Origin of the sequence: Actinoplanes regularis, from assembly GCF_900188005.1 — a bacterium.
GTDB lineage: Bacteria > Actinomycetota > Actinomycetes > Mycobacteriales > Micromonosporaceae > Actinoplanes > Actinoplanes regularis.
On the sequence record NZ_FZNR01000074.1, the window covers coordinates 1 to 1,354 of the forward strand.

Consider the following 1,354-nt stretch of genomic DNA (forward strand, 5'->3'; position numbering starts at 1 on the left):
AGAGGCCGGTCCGTGAGGTTACGTCCGTTTCTGGCTGAGGGTGAATAGGCCGGGCTGGGTCTCGGTCAGGATCTCGCGGTTGACCAGGCGTTTCAGCTTGGCGCGGATGCCTTCGGTGTCCTTGGGCTCGGTGCCGATACCCAAGGCGAGGCAGACGTCTTTGGCCCGCAGGCCGTAGCCATCCGCAGTGAACACGGCGAGGATCTGCTGGTAGGGCTCGCTGATGATGGCCGGCTGCGGTGAGGTCACCTCGTCGTGGGTGAGCTTGATCAGCGTCTGGCGGGTGGTCGCCAGGTCGGACAGTTCGCAGTCGACGGCGGCCAGTTCGCCGGCGATCTTGGCCATCTGCTCGCGTAACTCATCGCGGGCCGCGCTCGCGGCGGCCTCCCGGGCGGCGATCAGATCAAGGATCGTGGCCGTGTTCATGCCGGGTCCCGCCAGGACGGGGTGCTGGTACCGGTCAGCCGTCGCACGAGGTTGGCCGCCGAGGCCCACAGCGTGCGCGACACCGACGACTCCGGCCGGCTCTCGTACTCACGCACCAGACGGCGGTGCAGCATCAACGTGCCGTTGACCTGCTCCACGACCCAACGCTTCGCGATCGGCACGAACCCGCCCACGTCGCTGCGCTTGACCACCTCGACGTCGATACCCAACACGGCGCCGTGGATGCCCAGGTCGTGCTTGAACCCGGCGTCCACCCACGCCCGGCTCACGGTCGGGGTGTACTCGACGACCTTGTCCAGCAGACGCACACCGATCACGGTGTCGGTGACCGACGCCGCGGTCACCACCACCGCGATGATCAACCCGAGGGCGTCCACCGCCAGCCCTCTTTTACGGCCCGACACCTTCTTCCCGGCGTCTTTACCGGTCGTCGCAGCCGGAACGTGGTTCGCGGCGCGGATCGACTGGGTGTCCAGCACGACCGCGGACGGGTCCTCAGCCCGGCCGGCTTTCTCCCTCGCCTGGCACCGCAGCAGATCATGCACCGTCTGGTCGGTGCCGTCGTCACGCCACAACGCGAAGTAGTAGTACGTCGCGGACTTCGGTGGCAGGTCATGCGGCAGATACGCCCACTGACACCCGGTCCGGTTCTGATAGAAGATCGCGTTCACGATCTCCCGCAACTCGTAGCGGCCCTCATGCCCCGACACCGACGGATGCCGAGCCTTCCACGCCTGCAGAAACGGGCCGACCACCGCCCACTGCTCATCGGACAGATCGCTGGGATACGCCTTCCGTTCGCCCATGCCCAGCCCTACGTCGCCGGGTACTGGCAAGCCTCATGACCAGCCGGAACACCACGCCATCGAGCGATGACGAACTACCAGAAACTCACAAACCGGCCTCT

The 1,354-nt window shown here is 66.5% G+C and carries 2 protein-coding genes; both read right to left on the minus strand.

The window, feature by feature from the left end; genetic code table 11:
* Positions 1-18 precede the first annotated feature (18 nt).
* Positions 19-426, minus strand: a complete 408-nt coding sequence (locus tag CHC09_RS44840; RefSeq protein ID WP_089299364.1) for a hypothetical protein — start codon at positions 424-426, stop codon at positions 19-21.
* Entirely contained in the window at positions 423-1,253 is an 831-nt protein-coding gene (locus tag CHC09_RS44845; protein WP_089299365.1) for an IS5 family transposase, read from the minus strand. Before CHC09_RS44845 ends, CHC09_RS44840 begins: the two co-directional genes overlap by 4 nt.
* Between the last annotated feature and the right edge of the window lie 101 nt (positions 1,254-1,354).

Excerpts from the sequence above, each read along its gene's own strand:
- CHC09_RS44840 (WP_089299364.1), bottom strand. The coding sequence starts at position 426 with ATGAACACGGCCACGATCCTTGATCTGATCGCCGCCCGGGAGGCCGCC.
- CHC09_RS44845 (WP_089299365.1), bottom strand. The coding sequence starts at position 1,253 with ATGGGCGAACGGAAGGCGTATCCCAGCGATCTGTCCGATGAGCAGTGG.